At 60.4% G+C, this 15,238-nt stretch carries 22 protein-coding genes; 17 read left to right on the top strand and 5 right to left on the bottom strand.

The genetic code is table 11. From position 1 onward, the window contains the following. Positions 1-12: 12 nt before the first annotated feature. The 3 genes from lpdA (at position 13) to AC1Z32_RS22210 (ending at position 3,054) form a co-directional block, all read left to right on the top strand. Positions 13-1,443, top strand: a complete 1,431-nt coding sequence (lpdA, locus tag AC1Z32_RS22220) for a dihydrolipoyl dehydrogenase (protein WP_483480597.1) — start codon at positions 13-15, stop codon at positions 1,441-1,443. Between the two features lie 88 nt (positions 1,444-1,531). Continuing rightward, a complete protein-coding gene (gene zapE / locus AC1Z32_RS22215; protein ID WP_483480596.1) occupies positions 1,532-2,629 on the top strand; it encodes a cell division protein ZapE in 1,098 nt (365 codons plus the stop codon). Between the two features lie 143 nt (positions 2,630-2,772). After that, positions 2,773-3,054 (top strand): transposase, encoded by a 282-nt coding sequence (locus tag AC1Z32_RS22210; protein WP_483480595.1) that lies wholly within the window; start codon positions 2,773-2,775, stop codon positions 3,052-3,054. Between the two features lie 114 nt (positions 3,055-3,168). Here AC1Z32_RS22210 and AC1Z32_RS22205 read toward each other — a convergent pair whose 3' ends face one another. The 4 genes from AC1Z32_RS22205 to AC1Z32_RS22190 form a co-directional block, all read right to left on the bottom strand. Then, positions 3,169-3,630: a hypothetical protein gene (locus AC1Z32_RS22205; RefSeq protein WP_483480594.1), complete on the bottom strand. Its 462-nt coding sequence runs from the start codon at positions 3,628-3,630 to the stop codon at positions 3,169-3,171. 39 nt (positions 3,631-3,669) lie between these two features. After that, positions 3,670-4,503, bottom strand: coding sequence for a toll/interleukin-1 receptor domain-containing protein (locus AC1Z32_RS22200; protein ID WP_483480593.1), 834 nt, complete (start codon positions 4,501-4,503; stop codon positions 3,670-3,672). 252 nt (positions 4,504-4,755) lie between these two features. Beyond that, positions 4,756-4,998, bottom strand: coding sequence for a hypothetical protein (locus AC1Z32_RS22195; RefSeq protein WP_483480592.1), 243 nt, complete (start codon positions 4,996-4,998; stop codon positions 4,756-4,758). A gap of 79 nt (positions 4,999-5,077) precedes the next feature. Further along, a complete protein-coding gene (locus AC1Z32_RS22190; RefSeq protein ID WP_483480591.1) occupies positions 5,078-5,644 on the bottom strand; it encodes a hypothetical protein in 567 nt (188 codons plus the stop codon). 857 nt (positions 5,645-6,501) lie between these two features. On the opposite strand from AC1Z32_RS22190, the gene AC1Z32_RS22185 reads away from it, so the two are divergent. From AC1Z32_RS22185 to AC1Z32_RS22125, 13 genes are all read left to right on the top strand, one after another. Then, positions 6,502-7,176, top strand: a complete 675-nt coding sequence (locus tag AC1Z32_RS22185; protein WP_483480590.1) for a recombinase family protein — start codon at positions 6,502-6,504, stop codon at positions 7,174-7,176. Positions 7,177-7,283: 107 nt separating this feature from the next. Then, positions 7,284-7,877 (top strand): hypothetical protein, encoded by a 594-nt coding sequence (locus tag AC1Z32_RS22180; RefSeq protein WP_483480589.1) that lies wholly within the window; start codon positions 7,284-7,286, stop codon positions 7,875-7,877. 788 nt (positions 7,878-8,665) lie between these two features. Next, the gene (locus AC1Z32_RS22175; RefSeq protein WP_483480588.1) at positions 8,666-9,127 is read left to right on the top strand and encodes a hypothetical protein; all 462 of its coding nucleotides are present in this window, start codon (positions 8,666-8,668) and stop codon (positions 9,125-9,127) included. Between the two features lie 196 nt (positions 9,128-9,323). Continuing rightward, entirely contained in the window at positions 9,324-9,494 is a 171-nt protein-coding gene (locus AC1Z32_RS22170; RefSeq protein WP_483480587.1) for a hypothetical protein, read from the top strand. Between the two features lie 19 nt (positions 9,495-9,513). After that, on the top strand, positions 9,514-9,714 hold the full coding sequence (locus AC1Z32_RS22165; protein ID WP_483480586.1) for a hypothetical protein: 201 nt from the start codon (positions 9,514-9,516) through the stop codon (positions 9,712-9,714). Between the two features lie 52 nt (positions 9,715-9,766). Then, on the top strand, positions 9,767-10,192 hold the full coding sequence (locus tag AC1Z32_RS22160) for a hypothetical protein (protein ID WP_483480585.1): 426 nt from the start codon (positions 9,767-9,769) through the stop codon (positions 10,190-10,192). Between the two features lie 8 nt (positions 10,193-10,200). Further along, positions 10,201-10,386, top strand: coding sequence for a hypothetical protein (locus tag AC1Z32_RS22155; protein WP_483480584.1), 186 nt, complete (start codon positions 10,201-10,203; stop codon positions 10,384-10,386). A 92-nt stretch (positions 10,387-10,478) separates the two neighbouring features. Beyond that, a complete protein-coding gene (locus tag AC1Z32_RS22150; RefSeq protein ID WP_483480583.1) occupies positions 10,479-10,961 on the top strand; it encodes a hypothetical protein in 483 nt (160 codons plus the stop codon). 1 nt (position 10,962) lies between these two features. After that, on the top strand, positions 10,963-11,250 hold the full coding sequence (locus AC1Z32_RS22145) for a hypothetical protein (protein ID WP_483480582.1): 288 nt from the start codon (positions 10,963-10,965) through the stop codon (positions 11,248-11,250). After that, positions 11,250-11,465, top strand: a complete 216-nt coding sequence (locus AC1Z32_RS22140; RefSeq protein ID WP_483480581.1) for a hypothetical protein — start codon at positions 11,250-11,252, stop codon at positions 11,463-11,465. The genes AC1Z32_RS22145 and AC1Z32_RS22140 overlap by 1 nt, the downstream gene beginning before the upstream one ends. A 255-nt stretch (positions 11,466-11,720) precedes the next feature. Continuing rightward, on the top strand, positions 11,721-12,293 hold the full coding sequence (locus AC1Z32_RS22135; RefSeq protein WP_483480580.1) for a hypothetical protein: 573 nt from the start codon (positions 11,721-11,723) through the stop codon (positions 12,291-12,293). 10 nt (positions 12,294-12,303) lie between these two features. Beyond that, positions 12,304-12,555, top strand: a complete 252-nt coding sequence (locus AC1Z32_RS22130; RefSeq protein ID WP_483480579.1) for a hypothetical protein — start codon at positions 12,304-12,306, stop codon at positions 12,553-12,555. Positions 12,556-12,571: 16 nt separating this feature from the next. Next, complete coding sequence (locus tag AC1Z32_RS22125) at positions 12,572-13,510, top strand: hypothetical protein (protein WP_483480578.1); 939 nt, start codon at positions 12,572-12,574, stop codon at positions 13,508-13,510. A 76-nt stretch (positions 13,511-13,586) separates the two neighbouring features. Here the strand turns inward: AC1Z32_RS22125 and AC1Z32_RS22120 are convergent, their stop codons facing one another. Next, positions 13,587-14,624, bottom strand: a complete 1,038-nt coding sequence (locus tag AC1Z32_RS22120) for a tyrosine-type recombinase/integrase (RefSeq protein WP_483480577.1) — start codon at positions 14,622-14,624, stop codon at positions 13,587-13,589. A gap of 124 nt (positions 14,625-14,748) precedes the next feature. Between AC1Z32_RS22120 and AC1Z32_RS22115 the strand changes: the two genes are divergently transcribed. After that, on the top strand, positions 14,749-15,210 hold the full coding sequence (locus AC1Z32_RS22115) for an HNH endonuclease family protein (protein ID WP_483480576.1): 462 nt from the start codon (positions 14,749-14,751) through the stop codon (positions 15,208-15,210). The last annotated feature ends 28 nt before the right edge of the window (positions 15,211-15,238 follow it).

Genomic DNA, 15,238 nt, shown 5'->3' with positions numbered 1-15,238 from the left:
AAAAGGAAAGTCATGTCCAAGGAATTTGATGTCGTCGTGATCGGCGCGGGCCCTGGCGGCTATATCGCGGCGATTCGCGCAGCGCAGCTCGGCAAGACGGTTGCGTGTATCGAGAAGTGGAAGAACCCGGCCGGACTGCTCAAGCTCGGCGGCACGTGCCTGAACGTGGGCTGCATTCCGTCGAAGGCGCTGCTCGCGTCGTCGGAGGAATTCGAGAATGCGTCGAAGCATCTCGCCGATCACGGCATCAGCGTGTCGGACGTGAAGCTCGATGTGTCGAAGATGCTCGCCCGCAAGGACGGCATCGTCGAGAAGATGACAAAGGGCATCGAGTTCCTGTTCCGCAAGAACAAGATCACGTGGCTCAAGGGTCACGGCAAGTTCACCGGCAAGAACGCGGCCGGCGTGCAGATCGAAGTGTCGGGCGAAGGCGAGACGGAAGTCGTCACGGCGAAGAACGTGATCATCGCGACGGGTTCGAAAGCGCGCCATCTGCCGGGCATTCCGGTCGACAACAAGCTCATCGCCGACAACGAAGGCGCGCTGTCGTTCGACTCCGTGCCGAAGAAGCTCGCCGTGATCGGCGCGGGCGTGATTGGTCTGGAGCTCGGCTCGGTGTGGCGTCGTCTCGGCGCGGAAGTGACCGTGCTCGAAGCGCTGCCGCAATTCCTCGGCGCCGCCGACGAAGCGCTTGCGAAGGAAGCCGCGAAGCAGTTCAAGAAGCAAGGCCTCGACATTCACCTCGGCGTGAAGATCGGCGAAGTGAAGACTTCGGCCAACGGCGTGTCGATCGCCTATACGGACAACGCGGGCAACGCGCAGACGCTGGAAGCGGATCGCCTGATCGTGTCGATCGGCCGCGTGCCGAATACCGATAACCTCGGTCTCGAGTCGATCGGTCTGAAGGCCAACGAGCGCGGCTTCATCGACGTGGACGATCACTGCGCGACGAGCGTGCCGAACGTGTACGCGATCGGCGACGTGGTGCGCGGCCCGATGCTCGCGCACAAGGCGGAAGACGAAGGCGTGGCGGTGGCGGAGATCATCGACGGTCAGAAGCCGCACATCGATTACAACTGCGTGCCGTGGGTCATCTACACGGAACCGGAAATCGCGTGGGTCGGCAAGACGGAGCAGCAGCTCAAGGCCGAAGGCCGCGAGATCAAGACCGGCCAGTTCCCGATGATGGCCAATGGCCGCGCACTCGGCATCGGCAAGGCAGAAGGCTTCGTCAAGATGATCGCCGACGCGAAGACGGACGAAATCCTCGGCGTGCATGTGATCGCAGCGGACGCGTCGGACTTGATCGCCGAAGCGGTCGTCGCGATGGAGTTCAAGGCGGCGTCGGAAGACATCGGCCGTATTTGCCATCCGCACCCGTCGCTGTCGGAAGTGATGCGTGAAGCGGCGCTCGCCGTCGACAAGCGCGCGTTGAACATGTAATTCGGCTCGACTTCGGGCAACACGCAAGGCATCGCAACGAAGGCGAGCGGATCAAACCGCTCGCCTTCGTCACTTCGAACGGCAGAAGATGAACGTCACCGAATACTACGACAACGAACTGCGCACGCGGGGTTATCAATCGGACGAGGCGCAGCTCGCGGCGGTCGCGCGCCTGCAGCGCTGCTACGAAGAGTGGGTCGCGTACAAGTCGCGCCGCTCCAACGCGCTCAAGAAGTTTCTCGTGCATCCGGACCTGCCGCGCGGCGTGTACATGTGGGGCGGCGTCGGACGCGGCAAGAGCTTCCTGATGGATAGCTTCTATGCGGTCGTGCCCGTGCAGCGCAAGACGCGCCTGCATTTTCACGAGTTCATGCGCGAGGTGCATCGCGAGCTGGAAGAATTGAAAGGGCAGGCCGATCCGCTCGACGAACTCGCGAAACGCATCGCCAAACGATACAGGCTGATCTGCTTCGACGAATTCCACGTCTCCGATATCGCCGACGCGATGATTCTGTATCGCCTGCTCGACCGGCTGTTCAAGAACGGCGTGCAGTTCGTGATGACGTCCAATTACGAGCCGGACACGCTGTATCCGGAAGGGCTGCATCGCGACCGTCTGCTGCCGGCGATCGAGCTTATCAAGCAGTATCTCGACGTGCTCAATGTCGATGCCGGCACCGACTACCGCAAGCGCACGCTGTCGCAGGTGCAGGCTTATCACACGCCGCTCGGCGCCGCCGCCGACAAGGCGCTGCGGGCGGACTTCGCCAAGCTCGCGGCCGTGCCCGACGAAAGCCCGATCCTGCATATCGAGAAGCGCGAGATCAAGGCGCTGCGCAAGGCCGACGGCGTCGTGTGGTTCGACTTCGCCACATTGTGCGGCGGCCCGCGCTCGCAGAACGACTATCTCGAACTGGCGAACCGGTTTCACGCGGTGATTCTCTCGGACGTGCCGCAGATGACACCGCGCATGGCGTCCGAGGCGCGCCGCTTCACGTGGCTCATCGACGTGTTCTACGACCACAAGGTGAAGCTGCTGATGTCGGCGGCGGTGCCCGCGGAGGAGTTGTACGTCGAAGGGCCGATGGCCAACGAGTTCGCGCGCACCGTCTCGCGCATCGTCGAGATGCAGTCGAAGGAGTATCTGGAGGCGCCGCGGCGTGTCGCGGATATTTCGCTGACCTAATACGAGAATCAAAAATCTGCGGCTAGCCAATCGGCATAAGGCTTTTCAGGCTTTTTCAAGATTCGGACCACTCTTATTTGCCTGCTCTCGGGTACTCGGTATCGTCGATGCCAGTAATCAGACAGCAAATTGGAGAGAATACCGTGAAGCCCTATCGCGACTTGTCGGACGAAGAATGGCAAATGGTGGCACCGCTGCTTCCCGAACTGCGTCCGCGTTCGGAGCTGCGGGGCCGGCCGCTCGCTAATACCCGCGCCGTGCTCAACGGTGTGCTTTGGGTCATGTACAGCGGCGCGTCGTGGTCCACGCTGCCGCGCAAATATCCGTCGTATCAGACCTGCCATCGGCGTTTCAAGGCGTGGCACGAGTCGGGCGTGCTGCTGCGGGAGCCTTGTGGCGCGGGGCTTCGGCAGGGGCGGGCGTAGCTTCTGACTGGGTTTTGCAGACTGATTGTCCCAGGATTGTCCCAGCGCGCCAAGTCGCGTTCTGCCCTTGCCGAGCAGAAGCAAGGTGACGGACCGCGCAGCTAGTCGATCACGTCAATAGCTGTCGAAACGCCCGAGCGTCTCATCCATCGCCTCGTCCTGCCTGAAGTCGCGCTTGAAGACGCCTTTGCAGGAAAAGCAGCGGAGATACGAATCATCCAACTCTGACTGGAGGACGCGCAGTTGCTTGGACTCGAAGCAAGTCGGGCAAAACGGTCGGCCGTTGCTTTCCCCATTCCGTGTAACCACCTGCGCGCCGGTCTCTAGCTGTACATACTCGTAGCTGGATAAGTCGGCTTGAGCCGTTAGCTTCGCTTTCGTCTGTCGCAACTCTTCCTGGAGTGCCGCTATCTTCTCAGAGGCATCCAACAAACCGGTCTTTGCCTCAAGAACTGCGTCGAGCATCCTGTTGATTTCAAGCTTGATTGCAACGTCTTGCTGCACGCCCATTGCCGACTTTGCGATCTGAATCGCCGTGTTAACGCTCGACAGCGCTGCCGAAATTTCACCGATCATCTGATTGTCCTGAGCGAATCTTGATTGAACATCATGTTCTTATACGCACCAGTGCGTCGCGCCGACCCGAAGGGGAAGGGCTCGGAGTACTTCTTGGAAGGCAATCAGATCAGACGACGGCTCTTTGTAGACATACCGACGCAACAACTCAGGCACCGCTCCTTTTTTGCCGTTCTCGCTAAAGACCAGCGTTATGATCTGAAAGCGATCACCCTTCGTACGCTTCTCCTGAATCGCGTAGTCCACTTCCGACGCGAGATAGTTATCGTCCTTATAGTTCGGCGTGACAAAGAAGATCGCGGCGCACGAATCTGCGAAGCCCTTTAGCAGAGAGCGTTCCAATTCGACACCGGCATGCATGGCGTCTTCATCCAACCATGGGTCAAAACCGAGATCGGCGAGCAACTGCTTGTACTGCCGAACCAGTGGCTTATCTGCTGACTTGTGACTCAAGAAGATTTTCATAGGCGCGAGTCCACGTGCTCTTTCATGGCGTTGCATCATGACATCCAATTCGGCGACATTGAATCCTTGCGGGGCGGAGAAAACAACGGCGTCATTCAAAGACAACCCGTGCATGTCGATGAACCGTTGCCGAACAAGCTCTTTGTTTTCTTCAGTTATCGCGTCCACACCAACGATTTCTGGCGTTAATCCGTTAAGCCCGTCGTTCGCCCGCATCACTTTGGTAGCAGTGTGCTTGAACACAAGGATGAACCATCCGCTGAACTGTCCCACGAGCAAGTTGCAGCCCGAAACCACCGGCCACTGAGCGGCCAATGCAGGATACTTCGCCCTAACGCGCTCGGCATACGGGTCTTCAATGATCTGCTTTATTTGTCGCAGTAGGATCGTTGTTTGATTATCACTCATGGCATGCAAACAATTCGTGGAAGCATGCAAGTCGACACTACATCTTGTGTCTCTGCTCGCCGTGGACACTATACCATGTGCAGATGCAATGGTCTGTCGATTCTTAATGGCTGTTGAAGCGCTGCCCGTCGATCATTTCTGCTTTACCCGTCGCGGGCAGCTCCGATCGGGGGGGGCCGAACGCTTGTTCTGAACCGGGTTCCCCCACGCGCTTCTTTCGGCAACAGCGCTCAGGCGACAAGCCTGTGCAAACTATGAATTTTGAAGCGCCCATCCATGTGCGACCATGCAGTGCTTGAAGAACTCACGCATGTTGATCGCGCCAGCAATTCCGCCGCCGAAGTAACCGCTTTGGCGAGCATCCTTTTCGCAAGCGTACGAGTCCTGCTGATAATCGGATTGATTTGCGCCGTACTTATTCCACACCATAGGCGACGCACAGCCCGCGAGTGCCGCGAAACCTGCGGCGGCAATAAACAACCTTCCCCGTTTCATTCGATGGTCCTATTGATTGAGTCGTTACCCGTTGGCGCGCAAGCGGCCACAACGGAGCAGTCCGCTTGCGCTACCAGCGTTATTGCTTCGTACCGAGGAACAGCACGCCCGCCTTAGAAGGCGTTTGCAGTTCGGCGTGCATCGTCGTTCCGCTGACCACTGCGACACCCGTTGCCGATGTGTTCGGATACGCGCACGAACCGCCGCCGAAGGTGATCGTCACGTCGTACAGATTCCCAGACGCGTGCGGCTTGATGGAGCCAGTGAAAGCGCATCCTGTCCCGTTGCCAGTGATCGAGCCGTTCGCGTCTGCCGTGATGGTCACGCTTGCATCGCTGCCGAGGTTGGTGACACTCTGGCCTTTGAACGTGCCGGTCACGGTGGCCTGCGTCGGCGTCGTGTCGTAGCTCGCGTCGTACTTGCCATTGAAACTGACCTTCGCCCCGTTCGCGTACTGGACCGTGGCGTTCACCGATGTCTTAGCTGCGTACGTGCCCGACAGCGTGACCGAGTTCACGCCTTGCCCTTCGAGGTTGTAATCCAAGCCGCTGCCGCTGGACAGCGTGCCGTTGCTCGACGCGACGGAACCGATCACGCCGCCCGCGATGATGCTCGGATGGCCGATCACCGAGTACAGCGAGTACACCCGCCCATCGTCCAGCACAAGCAGGGAAGTCTGCCTATTCGTGTCCGTGGTCCCCGTGTAAAGCCCCGCCGCCGACTGCGTAGGTGCAGGTGCCGCTGCCGACGACGCGGCGTTGTCATTTCCGCCACCGCCCCCGCACGCCGCCAAGATGACCGCCGCTGCTGCGGCTGTAAATAGATGCCCTCTCATTCCTCGTTCTCCGTTATTGACCTGACGATAGGCCGAGGGAGAGTGTAATTTTATGTAACAAGTATTGGAAGTGTGTCTTTACAACAATGTCGTATGGTGCCGGTCGTCCAAGCCGCTCGACCCAAAATTACTGTGCCTATTCGCGGCCACTTACGCCGCCCACGCGCCTGCCTGCGCCCCCGTGCGCCCGCGCCCGCGTTCTGGAGGCGCGAGCACGCGCACGAATGCTCATCTGAGCCGTCGGGCACGTGACAATCGGCGTCTAGGTGTTCTGTTTCACACGTTTCAGAACGACGCCGCGAAAGATCGCGACCGCCTCTCGTGAACGGGTGTACAGCGCCAGCAAGCGCTCTGACTGACCAGACGGGATTCCCGCCTGACGAAAGCGCTCCACTTGGACTCGCTGTCTCTCGATCTGAACATCCAACTTTGCGATTCGAATGCTCGCTGTGACGAGTTCAGACGTTGCTCTTCGCGTATCACGCATCGCTTTTCTCTCTTCATTTGCGCTTTCAGCTATCGCCGTGCCATCAGTGTAGTCAGTACGTTAGGGCATGCGGTAACGGAACCGTTGCGCCAGCGCGTCTATCAGTAACGTAATTGAATCATTGACATCCTATTCGTTACTGGTTACGATTCAAGCTCCTAAACGTTACTGAGCGATCATCATGGCGATTCGCGCATACCTTCGAGCATCCACATCAGACCAAGACGCTGACCGTGCACGCGACAGCCTTACCAAGTTCGCGGGAGAGCACGGTGCGCGAATTACGGCCTTCTACGTCGAGAATGCCTCCGGCACGAAGCTGGACAGGCCAGCGCTGGATGATCTGTTGACCGAGGCGCATCCGGGCGATGTGCTGCTGGTAGAGGGAATCGACCGCTTGACGCGTCTGACGCAGGATGACTGGGAAGCGCTTAAGGAGCGCATCAGGGCGAAGCGCGTGTTGATCGTCGCCAAGTACGTCCCAATGACTTGGGAACTGCTGAAGGCCACACAAGCGCAGCGCAACGACTGGACGCACGATGCGACGAAGACAGCCATTCGTGATCTGATGGTCGAGCTTGCGGCAGCTAAGGCACGCGAGGACTACGAGGTGCGGCGGGAGCGCGCAGCGCAGGGCGTCAAACGGCGCAGGGCGAAGGATGCGGCTGGCCTGACCGAGAGCAAGGGCTACGCAGGTCGCAAGGCAGACGCCGACATGCACAGGCGAATTGTTGACCTCCGGCAGCGGGGCATGAGCTATAGCCAGATCGCTGACACATTGAAGACCACGCGGCCCACCATCGCACGCGCATTGCGCGCAGCGGGTCTGATGCAAGATGGAGGAGCCGCCGAGTAGGGCGCTGGCACCGCACGCCGTAGCAACCCGGCCTATCCGCCAAGACCGACCGGGCAACCCTTGAACACGCGGGCCAGCGCGCTCGCACGATACCGTAAAAGAGGATCATGAACCAGAACAACAACGCAGGAACCTTCGAACCGTCCATCACGCACTCCATGCCGCACGGCGCGTACAGCGAGGGCGCGTTCTTCGCTGAAGTGGATTGGGGCTGGCTGATGTCCATTGGCGAGGAACCGACCGCCGACGAAGCCGAGATGATGGGGCATCGCCCGTCGAGCATGGCCGAGCATTGCGCTATGGCGTGGGCGTTCGTCTCCAGCGAGGTATGCCCGGCATGGCGGGGCGACCGGGAGGAGCAGATGGAGTTCTACATCGGCTATGAGGACCGGGCGACGGAGCTTGCCGACGCTGGCGAAGCAGGGTACGAGGCGCTGGCCGAGGCCGGGACCGTCGCTGATACGGCAGGCTGGCAGCTTCAGGGTGCGCCGTGGGCGGCTGATGCCAGCGACGGCGAGAAGGCGCTGCGTGCAGTCCGGGCGGCGTGGGCAGGCGCTGCTGCGTGGCAGGCCGTGGCCGAGGCCACCGGTGCGAAGGTTGACGAGCTTCGGGCTATCGACGCGCTGATTCGGGCGGAAGCGGCTGGAGAGTGCGCGCTGGACTGCCGGTGCGTGACGGCGAGCACCGACTACGCGCATTGAGTATCGGCGGCGCAGAAAGGCCCGGCGCGAGGCCGGGCAAGTGACACTATGAGGACGAGCGCCATGCAAGCGCCCAAGATGATTATGACCGATGCCGTCCGCAGATCAACCTCAATAGTGAAATGCAGCATTTCGTCGGAGGCCCGCCACAGAGCGGGCTTCTGTCATTTTGACGGACTCACAAGACGAGAGATTCAATTTCGGACGACTTGAAAGACGAGGAAACGTCGCCCGTCTGCGCTCCGTCTCGCTACTCGCCGAATCGAGGAATCAATTTCGCGTGACTCATTGGACAAACAGCGTTCGCTGTGCGGCTACGGATTCCGAGTCCGGCGCAGGTGTAACCGCAGGTGAGCCACCCTCGGAGGGCGTTGAATCACGCTACCTGTTCGATATACCGAACGAAATTTCGATATGCCGCTTGACAGCCCAATGTACCGATGACAGAATCCATCCCGCTGCACTGATTGGCGAGAAGCAATTCTCCCGAACCGCACCAGTGCAGTGACCGTACGAGACAACCATCTCTCGTGGCGGTAGGAAGGCGGGTTCTAAGATCATCGGATTGCCAATGTCGGCGTTTCGGTGAGTCGCAGAACCCGCCTTTTGTCGTTTACGGCCCGCATCGGCGGGAGTGCGGTGGCGGCACCGGGGCAGGCTGATTGAGGCCGACCGAAGGCAGCAGTGGGGAGTGCAGGCCGCAGTACGGGCTACCGCTTCGATCCACATGGCGACCAACCTTTTTACAGGGCATCCAGCCGGGTGTCCTGCAACAAGGAAGGAGGACTATGGCAACACGTAGGAGGCCGGGACAGCGAGCGGTACAGAAGCCGACCGGGTATGACTTAGATGCTGACCGTGCTATCCGTGCCGCACGACGGTTCAAGGGCGTCAGCTTAGGCGAGGCAGTCGGGCAGGCGAAGCCGCCAAGACTGCCGGAGCCAATGGGAGAGTCGTTCATCGCGAAGGACAGGATTCATCTGGTCGCGAACGAGGAGCGCAGCGACGTTGAGTTTCTCTTGATGCTTGACATGGAGCAGGTTCTGCTATTCGACAATCCGCAGTTGAAGAAGCGACTGAACATGGCAATCAGAGCCGAGGCAGTAGACGTACTGCGTGAGCAGATGCAGCGAGCGAAGCGAGCTAGGCACACTGCGAACGTCGTGGAGTACGCGAGGCGGTTAGCGAGCGCACCGACTATGACCCGTCTCGATGTGGCGACTTTGGAGTCACCAGATTGGCCGTTCTGATGGCTGCTAGAAAGCTTCTACTGCTGCTATGCGGGAGCCCTATAGGGACTCATGGCTGGATGCGGGTTTGCGATCCGGCCCCGCCACTTTGGGCAACGATGACATAAGGGTTTGCGGTCCGTCCCTTTAGCTTCGTTGCCTATTTATTGAGCAACGAACAATCCCGGTCATTTCATCAATCGAAGCGAGGTACTAAATGAACGTCAGACATCGGTTCCTAGCGACAGAAGGTTTCCGTCGTGATCCGAGAGACCGGAAGCCGGTTCTCACGCCGAAACAGCTTGAGGATCAGGCGCATACGGAGCGCATCCGGCAGACCCGCGAAGCGGAAATCAACTTCGCGCCACCCTTTAACCTCAAGAAGTAGTCCCAGATAGGAGCATGAAATGAGTAAACAGATTGCTCACCCTTTGGAGCACAACGCCGAGGCCCGCGCCTACTACGAAGCCCTTACTCGTCGGGCGAGCAAGAGCGGCGTCTGCACATGGCGTGAAGTCGTGGAGCAGCTTACCGGCTCCCTCCCGACTTACGCGGCCCGCAAGTACAAGGCCCGCGAGAAGGCAGCAGTAAAGGCAATCCAGCAGTAAACATAGGCTAGCTCGTGGCCTCCTTCACGAGCATTCAATAAGGAGTACAAACATGGCAGGTGGAGCAAGAATCGTTCGGAAGGACGCGAAGGGTAATGACGTTCATCAATTCGGGGGAACGCTCCCGACTCGCGGCCATGGGACTGTCGTTGATCGTCCTCGTATCGGCGGTGCGGCTTATGCGGCAGTCACGCATGACGAGCAATTGGAGCGCGTGCTTACCACGATGTACGGCGTGAACCTCTATGACGACCCGATCCGCTTCGCGGAGCTTAACGGTCTGACGGTTTCGGATCAGGCCAGTATCGACGCGGTACACGAATCTCCGGACATCGTGCGCGCCGCAATTGTTGATATGGGAAAGCAGATCAGCATGGCTCGCGCAAGCAACGGTCGCGTTCGTGCCACGACCGCAACAGGCAGTGACTATCGCGGACGCAAAGCGATGTTTGCCATCGCGCCGCACCTTCTCCGCTAAGAGTCGTTATGGAGAAAGTCCCTACGCATATCGACGGCGAGCGCATTCCGGCAATCGAGCGCGTCCGCATGTACGAGGAGCGGCAGGCGCAGCACGCAGTAGCGTTTAGAGCGCGCTTTGGCGGCGGCATGGCCCGCACCGCCGAGGAGCAGGCCGCTGACCGTACAGCAGCTGGGTCGCCCGTCACCGCCTAATGGCCGCTGGGCCGGAGCGTGATCCGGGCATCCACAGTAGAGCCGCCCGCGATGCGGGTCGGCATCTAACCAACAGACTAAAGGAGCAACACATGTCGAAGAAGAATTTGATCCGATACCCGATGCCTGCGACGGAAGCAGCCGCTCGCGAGCGCTTGATCGACCTTGCCGCGATCATCCGTGACGCTGCGCCGCTCGTGGAGCAGCTTAAGCGCTTGCAGGCCGCTAGCGAAATCCTCCTCGCTGCCGAAGCGGAAGCGTCCTTCATCAATGAACATCTCGATGGCATCCGCGCTGCCGACGATGACCGCGCTATCCGTGAGTACGAGGTCACAGCTATCAACTTGGTGGGCGACGCTCGCAACGGCGGGATGCCGTCGTACATCGTGCACGGTACGCTGCGCGGCACTCCGATCCAGCAGCCGTTGAACAATCAGAACCGTATCTTCCTGAGCGCCGTGTCACGGCGTCCCGAACTGATTCCGGCTGCTGTATTGCGACGTGATCCTGCGAACCCGTTCAACGCGCTGATGAAGCACTACGCAGACCATGCGCGGGGTTACATCAGTGGTTAAGTTGTCAGCTATCGAAATCCGTGCCGCTCGCGTCGGCAACAGCAACGAACTCTTCAATGCTACGGCAGCGCGTATCGGCGTGCGTCCGTCCGACGTGCATCGAGCCATGACTTTCGAGAGCCTGACGCCCGAGGAGCGCGCCACGGTTCTCGACCGCTTCCTGTCCGGTGATCGCATCAGTGACATTGCGGACGACATCGGCAGCACGCAGACCGCCGTGCTCAAGACCGTGCGCGGCGCGCTGATCCACGCCCGCACCGCTGCCGTGATGAACGGGGCCGCGCTGTGATGCCGCTGCTGTACGACGACGAACTGAAGGCTGAGCTTAAGACTGAGGCCAGGACGCTGCGACAGGTGCAACGGGGCTTGCTCGCTGTGCTTGACCGCTGTCAGCGCGTCGCCATCCGTAGCCATCTGACGGGTGACGAGGCGCTTGCGCTCACGAAGCGACAGGTGCGGGACTACTTCGCCGCCGAGATCGCAGCCCGCAAGGTGTCGGTATGAGGCTGATTCTCCGTAGGGCTGACCTTCCAGCACATACGGCGCGAATGCGCGTGGACCCGATGTACGCACCACGGATGCGATACAAGTACGGTGCGGAACGGTGGCGGGCTTTTGTAGCTGGTGAGTCCGGCTTCGAGCATTCGAACACATGCAACACGGACGGGACGACGCGCCGCCGCGTGCTGGACGGGAAGTGCTCAGCCTGCAACCAGCGCAACCAGCGCGAGCGGCAGGCGCGCAAGACCGGGCGCTGACATGGCGCGACCAAAGGGAGCACGGCGGCACAGAGAGCGCGGGCTGTGGTCGATCGCGCCGTACGCCGCCAAGCTGACGAAGCGACACCGTGAAATCGCCCGCGCTGACCATGCCTTCGAGCGGGTGCTGCGCGAGCAGACCCGGTATCAAGCCCGCATCGACGCGCTGATTGCTGGCTGCACATGGTTCGACGGCAGGCTGTGCGAGCGGTGCGGCACGACTCGGCGACGTGTGTACAACTCCTCGTGCTGGACATGCCAGCGGAAGCGCACGCACTTCGAAACGGACGCCCGAGGCCGGTGCATCACACGCTGGCACGCGAGCCAATCCCGCGACGGCTATCTGGCCCGACAAGACGAGCGACGGCGCGAGAGGGCTGGCGAATCCATCGAGTACCGCAGCGGCGAGTGGTCCGCTAGGCAATACCCGACGGGGCGGCTCGCGGTGCGCTGTCCTGCGCTCCACATCGACAGTGAGGACTTCGGCAGCGTCCCGCGCAATCGCATCTTCGAGCTTTGCAACCAACACCCTGACCTTATCGCCTTGCTTCGGCTGGCGGGCTGGTCAATCTAAGGAGGAAACAATGAGCATCACCTACATCGGAGAGCCTTGCCGCATTCCGTCAGGCCGTTCGTTAGCTGAACTCGCAGCGGAGGCGAACGAGCACGCTCGCAACGCCGCAGAAGGCGAGGTGCGGCTAGCGCAGTTCATGGGTCTAGTCATCATGCGACCGGGACATCCGGCGCGACCCGAGGTGCTGGCGTACCTGACGCGGTTCGGGCAAGGCGCAATGCTCGGGCTGATCCCAGTGATCGCCTCTTCGACAATTCATTAATCGACAGGAGAACACGATGTGTCAATTCATGCAGATGATCGCGGGCGCAGTCGAGGGCGTGTATCAAGGCACGATCCTGAACGCGCAGAACAACGCGCAGTACACGGTGGATTCGGCCAAGACGGATGCCGCGAATCTGCTGTCTCAAGATCAGGCGGATAACGCGAACAAGCTGCGCGACGCTGGCAACGGCTTCGCCGCAGCGCAGGCGAATCTCGCCAATACGCAGCGCTCGATCAGCAACAGCGCCAAGGCGCAGGCTGCGGGCGCTCAGTGGAACATCGCGCAGACCAACCACGCTCGCGTGATGGACTCGATGATTCGCGGCAACGTCGAGCAGCAAATTCAGGCTGCACAGGCGCTTGGTGCGATCAACGCCGACAACGCGGCGCGTGGTGTGGGTGGCTCTAGCTCCGACATCATGCGCGCCACGATGAAGGGCCGTAATGCGCGGCTCGCCGTCAACCAGTCCACGAAGATGCAGCAGGTGTCCTTCGACGCGGCGATGCAGAACAGCGGGCTGCGCTCGAACCTCATCCTGTCGCAGGACTACGGTGAGACGGTGGCGAACATGAACTATCAGGCGGCGATCCCGACGATGTACATCAAGCCTGCTAAGTCGCCCGACCTCACGGCGGCACAGATGGCGCTAATGGGCGCAACAGGTGGCGGTGGCTTTCAGCAGTTCAGGCAGGGCAACAACCAAGGCACGATGATCGGCGGAAGCGACAACACCAACGGCAGCGGCGGTGTCGGACAGACGCAGAACTACTCGTCCAACGCGATCATCAACGGCGTCAACTCCGTGGGCGACTCGTGGACGAATACGAACGCTGGTGGCGGTGACAAGTACGGATTCGACAGCGGCCAGTCCCGCAATGACTGGAATCTCGGCGGCAGCGACAGCAGCAGTAGTGGCGGCAATTTCAATTTCACATTGTCGGGCGACGTTTGATCGGTCGCGCCGCCACGGCATGATGCGCGGCGCGGCAGCGGCTTCTTACGAGGCTGCTGCCGCGCCAGCGTTACGCCTAGCCTAGCTTGCGAGCCAGATCGCGCACTTGCAGGTGCGTGTACCGGCGCAGCATCCTTACGTCTTGATGGCCGGTGATGCTGGCTACTTCCATAACGGATAGTCCCTTCTCGAACAGGCGAGAGGTCGCTTCGTGCCGAAGATCGTGGAAGCGGAAGTCCTTGATCTTCGCCCGCTCGACGGCGCGGCGAAAGGCGAGCTTCAATGCGTTCGCGGAGAGGCCCGGAAATACGCGTCCCTCCAGCCGGGTGTCTTCTGGCGAGTTCGGGCGTAGCTCTTGTAGCACGGCGATTGCCCGGCGCGACAATGGAATACCACGTGGCTTACCAGTCTTCGTGCGTACCAATTGAACGGACGGCTCCGCGAGGAATACCCGCTCCCATGTCAGTCCAAGAATTTCGCCACGCCGCATAGCCGTTTCCAACGCGAGTATGACGATGGGTCTGACGAACGGACTCCACGTATCGCCACATGCGGAGAGCAGCGCGACTTCCTCGGCATGCGACAGACGGCGTTCGCGGGCCAAATTCTCTCGCGGCATCCGAACGCCTTTGAACGGGTTAGGGTCGATGTTCACTTCCCACTCGTTCCGGGCGATCTCGACTACATGAGAGAGCAGATTCTTGTCCCGCCTCACCGTCGATCCACTGACGCACTTCAGTCTCTCGTTGCGCCATTCCGCGACGCGTGCGCCATTCATTGCACCGACAGGGCACGCGGCGATGCTGTGTTTCAGCAACCCGCGCATACGGATGGCCTCCTCGCCAGAAGCGTCCTTCTGCGGAGACACCTCTTCGAGGTAACGACGCATGAGATCGCCGAACAACAGATAGCGAGGATCGCCCTCCGACGCGATGCGTTTGTTGTGTTCGGCCACGCGCACGGCGGCAACACGTTCGTCTAGCGCAGCTTCCTGTTCCGCTAGCCATGCGACCGCTTCGAAGCGATGGCGGAATGTCTGCGATAGCGAGGGAAAACCGTTGCGGCGAATCTTGCCCGTCCAGTTACCGTTCGGACGTTTCTGAAGCGTACCCATACCTTGCTCTCCGATAGTTGATCGAGTGCAGGTACTAGGGCGGTCAGTGTCCCCGTTCCTCGGCGGAGACAGTTTGGCATGACGTGCGGAACAACATCAACCCTGAAGTATTCAAGGAGCTTTTATGACGTTAAGTGGTATCAGAAGCCGGAGCGTTGAGAACGAACGCGGCTGCTGGATTTGGCAAGGCCCGCTTGCAGACAATGGGTACGGGCGCGTCTATCATCGACGGCGATATTTCCCGGTGCACAGGCTGGCGCTGATGTTTGCGTACGGCTGGCCGGAGGATGGCGAATACAGAGAAGCCGCACACGGACCATGCCATAACCGGCTGTGCTGCAATCCGGTCCATCTGAACTGGAAGACGCGGAAGGAGAACGCGAAGGACCGACGCCGCGACGGTACGGAACTGATCGGCGCACGGAATGGCAATGCAAAGCTTACGGATGAAAAGGTACACGCTATCCGGGCAGAATACGTGCGAGGCTCCAAGGAATGCGGAGGCGCGGCGCTTGCCCGAAAGTACGGTGTGAGCGAGGCGCTTGTCTCGTTGATCGTGCGGCGCAAGCATCGGACGTTCATCTAATGAGGGCGGCGCGAGCCGCCTTCCGATG

The sequence above is a fragment of the Caballeronia sp. 11_S32 genome (genome assembly GCF_056930355.1).
The sequence above is the reverse complement of the archived record's forward strand: the minus strand, read 5'-3'. Positions and strand labels throughout refer to the sequence as shown.